We start from the raw sequence: 7149 nt of genomic DNA, 5'->3' as shown, positions 1-7149 counted from the left end.
CCCGCTGTGCGAAGCGGGCACGTGGGCCTGTCCGACAGGTCTTCCAGGCGGCCCCCGTCAACCTGAACCGGTTCGAGACCGTTTCTGTGACGGTCGCGAGAGCGGCGCCAGGGAGCGACTGTCAAAATGCAGTACGGTGCACCGCCAGGGGCGTGCTGAAAGCTGACACTCCCGCTGTGCGAAGTCCAGTCCAGCTCGTAGATGCGGGCCAGCAGGTTGAAGGTGTCCACCGGCGGCAGGTGACGCCAGAGCTGCGACTTCTGGCCGAAGACCGACCCGATGCGGAAGGCGAGCCGCTGCCGCTGCTTCCAGGGCGTGAGGCCGAGCACCGTGGCGGTGCCGCCCGTCGGGTGGAGGATGCCCGTCAGCATCTTGATGGTGGTCGACTTGCCGGCGCCGTTGGGCCCGATGAACGCCAGGGTCTCGGCCCGTTCCACCGAGAGGTCGATGGACTTCACCGCCTCCACCTCCTCCGCCCGGGGCCGGAGGGTGGCCAGGAGCCGCAATCCTCCCTTCCACAGATGCGGGTATTGGAGACGTAAGTCCCGAACCCGAGGTTCCAAACTTGCATAGAAATCTTGCGGGGAATCCGCCAGGTTCGGCACGGGACAAGAGACTGAGGTTTATGCAAGAAAAGCGGGCTCGACCCCTGCGCGACGCAGGAGCCCAGCCCTCACTTGCTGAACATTACATAGGGTCATAGCTGGCAACTTGAACAGAGTCGTGGCATGCAACTGGAAGGGATCGTGGCCTGCAACAAATGAAGGGAGGAAGTCTTTCATGACTGGCCAGGAGTTCTTCCGGGACACCCAGGACACCATCCGCCGGGCGGTGGAGAAGCTGGGGCACTCGGAGAACGTCTACAAGGTCCTGCGCAACCCGCGGCGCACCCTCGAGGTTCACATCGCCGTCACCATGCCCGACGGTTCGGTCGAGACCTTCCTCGGATACCGCTCACAGCACGCCGCCGTCTTCGGGCCCTTCAAGGGCGGGGTGCGCTTCCACCCGAACGTGACGAAGGAAGAGGTCGAGGCGCTGGCGATGCTGATGACCCTGAAGAACGCCGTGCTGGGCCTGCCCTACGGCGGCGCCAAGGGCGGCGTGATCTGCGATCCGACCACGCTGCCCGCCTCCGTCGTGGAGCAGATCGCCCGGGGCTACGTGCGCGGGCTCAAGGACATGCTCGGGCCGGAGAAGGACATCCCGGCGCCGGACGTGAACACCAACTCCCGCATCATCGGCTGGATGCTCGATGAGTACCTGAAACAGTCCAACGTCATCGACTTCTCGGTGTTCACCGGGAAGAGCCTGAACCTGGGCGGCATCGAGGGCCGCACCGGCGCCACCGGCCTCGGCATCGCCTACGTGACGCGTGAGGCCTGCCGGGTGAGGGGCATCGACCTGAGGGGCGCCCGGGTGGCCGTGCAGGGCTTCGGCAACGTCGGCCGGGGCGCGGTGGAGGCGCTGACCAGCATGGGTGCGAAGGTGGTGGCGGTCACCGACATCACCGGCGGCGTCTACCGGGAGGGCGGACTCGACGTGCCGGCGCTGGCCGCCTACGCCCAGGCGAACCGCGGCGTGGCGGGCTTCCCGCAGGCTGACCCGATCACCAACGAGCAGCTCTTCGCCCTGCCGGTGGACGTGCTGGTGCCGGCCGCCCTGGAGGGGCAGATCACCGCCGAGGTGGCGGCGAAGGTCCAGGCACCCATCGTGGTGGAGGGCGCCAACGGGCCCACCACCCCCGAGGGGGCGGCGGTGCTGGCCGACCGCGGCATCCTGCACGTGCCGGACATCCTGGCCAACGGCGGCGGCGTCACCGTGTCGTACTTCGAATGGGTCCAGGGTCAGCAGGGCGGGCTGCGCTGGTCGAAGCGGGCCGTGCAGCGCCGGCTGGACCGCTACATGACCGAGGCCTTCGCGGCGGTCCTGTCGTACAGCCAGCGGTACAACGTCTCCATGCGTGACGGCGCCTATCTGTACGCCGTCGACCGCCTGGCCACCGGCATGATCGAACGCGGGTGGGTGCCGGCGTAGCCATCCCCATCCACAAGGCTTCCGGCCGCCATGGCGGTGGGTACCAAGCCGGCGAGCCCGTCCCGGTCACACGCCGGGTGCATGCTTCCAAGTGCAAGTTGGGCTGGGCGGGCGCCCGGCCTGTAGGGGGTAGACGAGAAGTGACACGGCAGTATGTACTGGCGCTCGATCAAGGCACCACGTCTTCCCGTGCAATCCTCTTCAACCGGGACGGCCGCCCCGTCGGGCAGGTCAGCCAGGAGTTCCGTCAGATCTTCCCGCAACCGGGATGGGTGGAGCACGACCCCCGGGAGATCTGGTCCAGCCAGCTGAGCACGATCCGGGGCGTGCTGGAGAAGACCGGCGTGCGCCTGGATGAGGTCGCGGCCATCGGCATCACCAACCAGCGCGAGACCACGGTGGTCTGGGACGCCGAGACCGGCGAGCCGGTCTACAACGCGATCGTGTGGCAGTGCCGGCGTACGGCCCCCATCTGCGACGACCTGGCGGCGCGGGGCTGGCGCGACCGCATCCGGGCCAAGACAGGCCTGGTGATTGACGCCTACTTCTCCGGCACCAAGGTGAAGTGGATCCTCGACAACGTACCCGGCGCCCGGGAGAAGGCCGCCCAGGGGCGGCTGCGCTTCGGCACGATCGACTCGTGGCTCATCTGGAACCTGACCGGCGGCCGGGTGCACGCCACCGACTACTCCAACGCCTCGCGCACCATGCTCTTCAACATCCACACCCTGGACTGGGACGAGGAGATCCTGGCCGAACTGGGGATTCCCCGCTCCATGCTGCCCCAGGCCCTCCCCTCCAGCCACATCTACGGCGAGACCGACCCGGCGGTGCTGGGGGCCTCCATCCCCATCGCCGGGGTCGCGGGCGACCAGCAGTCGGCGCTCTTCGGCCAGACCTGCTTCCGCCCGGGCGACGCCAAGAGCACCTACGGTACCGGCTGCTTCCTGCTGATGAACACCGGCGAGCGGGCCGTGCCCTCGCACAGCGGGCTGCTCACCACCATCGCCTGGGGCATCGGCGGCCGGGTGGAGTATGCCCTGGAGGGCTCGATCTTCATCGGCGGCGCCGCCGTGCAGTGGCTGCGGGATGAGATGCGCTTCTTCGACCGCTCGGCCGACTCGGAGGCGCTGGCCCTCTCGGTGCCGGACACGGGCGGCGTCTACGTGGTGCCCGCCTTCGTGGGCCTGGGCGCCCCGTACTGGGACATGTACGCCCGGGGCATCATCGTCGGCCTCACCCGGGGCACGGGCCGGGCGCACATCACCCGGGCGACGCTGGAGTCCATCGCCTACCAGGTCCGCGACGTGGTCGGCGCGATGGAGGCCGACTCCGGCATCCGGCTCAACCGGTTGAAGGTCGACGGCGGGGCCGTGGCCAACAACTTCCTGATGCAGTTCGAGTCCGACATCCTCGGCGTGCCGGTGGAGCGGCCGCAGATCGCGGAGACTACTGCGCTGGGCGCCGCCTACCTGGCCGGGCTGGCCACCGGCTTCTGGCGCAGCCAGGCCGAGCTGGCCGACAAGTGGGCCCTGGACCGGGCCTTCACGCCGGCCATGCCCGAGGAGGAGCGGGAACGCCGCTACGCCGGCTGGCGGCGGGCCGTGGACCGGGCCCGCAGCTGGGCCGAGTAAGGCAGCGGAGCTTCGCAGGCAGACAGACGTGAGGCCGGGGGCGTATGCCTCCGGCCTCTTTGCTTGTGCGATGGGCAAGGCGCCTGCAGGATCGCCGTGGGTGGCCGTCGTATTCAAGCGGCCGAGGTGATCCACTCTTGCCAACTGTCTGTCGCACCGACGTGGTGTACCATTATCTGCTGAGCGGCGACGACGTGTTGCCGAGCATCCTGGAGCGGGGGCTCCTGCCGGCCAGCGCCTTCCCTGAGTCGGAGCGCTGGCGCCGGACCGAGTCGTTCTACCGCTGGGTGTACGCCCAGTGGGCCGAGCCCCTGTTGGGTCCCTTCCGCAACTCGGGCGTCTACTTCACGCCCATCGATTTCCGGCAACTCCCCGGATCCCGGCTCTTCAGCCGAACCCGCATCGCGGTGCCCGTCTCGGCCATCCCGGCCGAGTGCGCGGTGCTGACGTATGAGCTGGACGGACGGCGCACCGTCCTCCCCCTCACCCCTGCGGCCCTCGAGGGGGCGGCGCAGATCTGGACCGAGGAACGGGTGCGGGCCTGGTACGGCCGGAATCCCAACATGAACTTCTACTACGTGCCGCAGGTCGCCACGTTTCCCGAGCACGGCATCCCCGTGCAGCCGGAGTGGGTGGAGCAGGTAAAGGCGTAGACGGGAGAGAAGTTGGCCCGGCGGAGCAAGGGCCAGCGGCCGGTTGCCCGACTGGCCGGGCCACCCGGTTCCGGTCAGCAGCTGTAGCCCCTGGGGCCGTCCGCGGCTTCCGGGGGCCCCTCGGGCGGGAACCGCAGTACCCCGCCCTCGGTGGCCAGGGCGTCGAGCCGCACGTCGTGGGCCTCCGCCGGCAGCGTCGGGACCACCTGGAAGCCGTAGCCCAGGCCGATCTTCACGGCCCGAACCATCTCCGGCAGGGCCCAGTCGTAGTAGCCGCCGCCGTAGCCAAGCCGGTATCCCTGCGGGTCGAAGGCAACCCCCGGCACCACCGCCAGGTCGACGGCCAGAGGGTCCTCCCGGGGCAGGTCGGGCCGGGGCTCCGGGATGCCGAAGGCGCCGGGGGCCAGGTCATCCTGTCTGCCGCTCCACCGGTGCAGCGCCAGCCGCCGGGCCGCCCGCTCCACCCGGGGGAGCAGGAGCCGCTTGCCCTGATCGAGGGCGGCAGCCACCAGGTGTGCGGTGTCGACCTCCCCGCGCACCGGCAGGTACAGAAGCACGCTTTCCGCCCCGGCCCACTCCGGCAGCGCCAGCAGGGCCTCCTGGGCCGCCAGGCTCAGGCGGGTGCGTTCCGCGGGGTCCAGGGCCTGCCGGGCGGCAATCAGCCGCCGCCGGATGGCTTGCTTGTCCACGTCCACGTGCGATGGCCTCCCCGTCACGAACAAGAGCCGGGCTCACTGCCCGGCCCTTTTCTACTTCAGCCCCAGGAATCCCTCCAGCCACTCGGTGGAGAAGCGGCCCTCCCGGAAGTCCGCCGAGGCCAGGATGCGCTGGTGCATGGGCACTGTGGTCTTGATGCCCTCGACCCGGAACTCGGCCAGGGCCCGCTGCATCTTGGCGATGGCGTCGGCCCGGTCCTCGCCCCACACGATCAGCTTGCCCATCAGCGAGTCGTAGAAGGGCATCACCTTGTACCCCGGGAAGAGCATGCCGTCCCAGCGGGTCCAGGGGCCGCCCGGGACCTCCAGGGCGGTGACCGTCCCGGTGGAGGGGTAGAGCTTGTTGTCGGGGTCCTCGGCGTTGATGCGGCACTCGATGGCGTGGCCCCGGATGACGATGTCCTCCTGCTTCCAGGGCAGCGGCTCGCCCGCGGCGATCCGGATCTGCGCCTTCACCAGGTCGATGCCCGTCACCGCTTCCGTCACCGGGTGCTCCACCTGAATGCGGGTGTTCATCTCCAGGAAGTAGAACTCCCCGGAAAGCTCGTCGTAGATCATCTCCACCGTGCCGGCGTTGTCGTAACCCACCGCCTTCGCCGCCCGCACCCCCGCCTCGCGGATGCGCTGCCTGGTCTCCTCGGGGAGGAACGGGGCCGGCGCCTCCTCCAGCACCTTCTGCCGGCGGCGCTGCAGCGAGCACTCGCGCTCGCCCAGGTGGATGATGCTGCCGTGCTGGTCGCCCAGCACCTGCACCTCGATGTGGCGACCCACCTCAATGTACTTCTCCACGAACACGGCCGCGTTGCCGAAGGCCGCCCCGGCCTCGCTGGCCGCCTTCTGCAGCGCCTGCACCAGTTCCTCGGCGTTCCGGGCGATGCGGATGCCCCGCCCGCCGCCGCCCGCCGTGGCCTTCACCATCACGGGGTAGCCGATCTCCTCCGCCACCGCCAGGGCGTCCGCCTCGCTGGTGACCAGCCCATCCGAGCCGGGGATGGTGGGCACCCCGGCTTTCTTCATGAGTGCTTTCGAAGCGTCCTTCATGCCCATCGCCCGGATGGCCTCCGGGTTGGGGCCGATGAAGGCGATCTTCCACTGGCGACAGGCCTCCGCGAAGAACGGGTTCTCGGCAAGGAAGCCGTAGCCCGGGTGGATGGCGTCGGCGCCGCTGGCCGTCGCCGCGGTGATGATCGCCGGCACCGACAGGTACGACTGGTTCGAAGGCGCCGGGCCGATGTAGTGCGCCTCGTCGGCCATGCGGACGTGCAGGGCGTCCCGGTCGGCCTCGGAGTAGACGGCCACCGTCTTGATCCCCAGCTCGCGACAGGCCCGGATGATCCGGATGGCGATCTCGCCCCGGTTGGCGATCAGGATCTTCTGGAACATGCCTTGCCTCCCCCTCCCCTGGTGTCACCCCGCTACCGGGTGCGACTGCCGAACTGCGCCCGTACGAGGTGCGCCTGCACGACGCCGGCCCGGGCCCAGCCGCTGCCCGCCCCCACTGCGGCCGCCGCCGGCCCGGCCAGGATCCTCCCGCCGGCCGCCGGGCAGACGGGCGCTCCGCCTCCGGCCCCCCCGGCGGGGCCAAACCCGGTCGTTCCCGGCCCGGGGCCGGCCGGCGTGATCGACCGGATAGCAAAGCTCCCCAGGGGCCGGTCCAGCGCCGCGGCGATGGCCGCCGTGATCACGGCCACGATCTCCGCCGGGAGCTGCGCACGCTCATGGGCCGCCATCAGCCGATCACCACCAGCGGGTCGTTCATGCCGACCGAGGCGCCCTTCTCCACCAGCACCTGCTTCACGGTTCCGGAGTAGGGGCTGGTGATGTCGTTCTCCATCTTCATCGCCTCGAGGACCGCCACCACGTCGCCCTCCCGCACCTGCTGGCCCACGGCCACCTTCACCTCGACGACCATGCCGGGCAGCGGGGCGCAAACCGACATGCCCTCGCCGGTCGCCTGGCCCGCAGGCGCCGCAGATGCGGCGGACGGGGCCGCGGCGGCAGCGGATGCCGCGGCGAAGCCCGCCGGGGCGGGTGCGGCGGCCGGAGTCGCTGCGGCGCGGCCGGCCGCCGCCGGGGCCACGCCGAGCCCCACCTGCGGTGCGGCCGCATGGC

General features: G+C 70.2%; 8 protein-coding genes. 3 read left to right on the top strand and 5 right to left on the bottom strand.

Going from position 1 to position 7149, the window contains the following annotated elements:
- Positions 1 to 506: ATP-binding cassette domain-containing protein (locus tag AB2385_RS16365; RefSeq protein ID WP_367656078.1), on the bottom strand; the 506-nt coding region annotated here is incomplete at its 3' end.
- Positions 507 to 780: 274 nt separating this feature from the next.
- On the opposite strand from AB2385_RS16365, the gene AB2385_RS16360 reads away from it, so the two are divergent.
- The 3 genes from AB2385_RS16360 (at position 781) to AB2385_RS16350 (ending at position 4321) form a co-directional block, all read left to right on the top strand.
- Entirely contained in the window at positions 781 to 2034 is a 1254-nt protein-coding gene (locus AB2385_RS16360) for a Glu/Leu/Phe/Val dehydrogenase (RefSeq protein ID WP_367656077.1), read from the top strand.
- A gap of 140 nt (positions 2035 to 2174) precedes the next feature.
- Positions 2175 to 3668 (top strand): glycerol kinase GlpK, encoded by a 1494-nt coding sequence (glpK, locus tag AB2385_RS16355; protein WP_367656076.1) that lies wholly within the window; start codon positions 2175 to 2177, stop codon positions 3666 to 3668.
- Between the two features lie 137 nt (positions 3669 to 3805).
- Positions 3806 to 4321, top strand: a complete 516-nt coding sequence (locus tag AB2385_RS16350) for a hypothetical protein (protein WP_367656075.1) — start codon at positions 3806 to 3808, stop codon at positions 4319 to 4321.
- Positions 4322 to 4395: 74 nt separating this feature from the next.
- Here the strand turns inward: AB2385_RS16350 and AB2385_RS16345 are convergent, their stop codons facing one another.
- From AB2385_RS16345 to AB2385_RS16330, 4 genes are read right to left on the bottom strand one after another with little or no spacing between them, the layout of a single operon-like run.
- Positions 4396 to 5016 (bottom strand): 5-formyltetrahydrofolate cyclo-ligase, encoded by a 621-nt coding sequence (locus AB2385_RS16345; protein ID WP_367656074.1) that lies wholly within the window; start codon positions 5014 to 5016, stop codon positions 4396 to 4398.
- A gap of 54 nt (positions 5017 to 5070) precedes the next feature.
- Positions 5071 to 6420 carry an acetyl-CoA carboxylase biotin carboxylase subunit gene (gene accC, locus AB2385_RS16340; RefSeq protein ID WP_367656073.1) on the bottom strand — a complete coding sequence of 450 codons (1350 nt, stop codon included), beginning with the start codon at positions 6418 to 6420 and terminating at the stop codon, positions 5071 to 5073.
- A 32-nt stretch (positions 6421 to 6452) separates the two neighbouring features.
- Entirely contained in the window at positions 6453 to 6767 is a 315-nt protein-coding gene (locus tag AB2385_RS16335) for a hypothetical protein (protein WP_367656072.1), read from the bottom strand.
- Entirely contained in the window at positions 6767 to 7117 is a 351-nt protein-coding gene (locus AB2385_RS16330; RefSeq protein ID WP_367656079.1) for a biotin/lipoyl-containing protein, read from the bottom strand. The genes AB2385_RS16335 and AB2385_RS16330 overlap by 1 nt, the downstream gene beginning before the upstream one ends.
- Between the last annotated feature and the right edge of the window lie 32 nt (positions 7118 to 7149).

Source organism: Symbiobacterium sp., from assembly GCF_040797425.1.
Classification (GTDB): Bacteria; Bacillota; Sulfobacillia; order Symbiobacteriales; family Symbiobacteriaceae; genus Symbiobacterium.
Note: the sequence above shows the minus strand (reverse complement) of the source record. Positions and strands in the feature narration are given on the sequence as shown.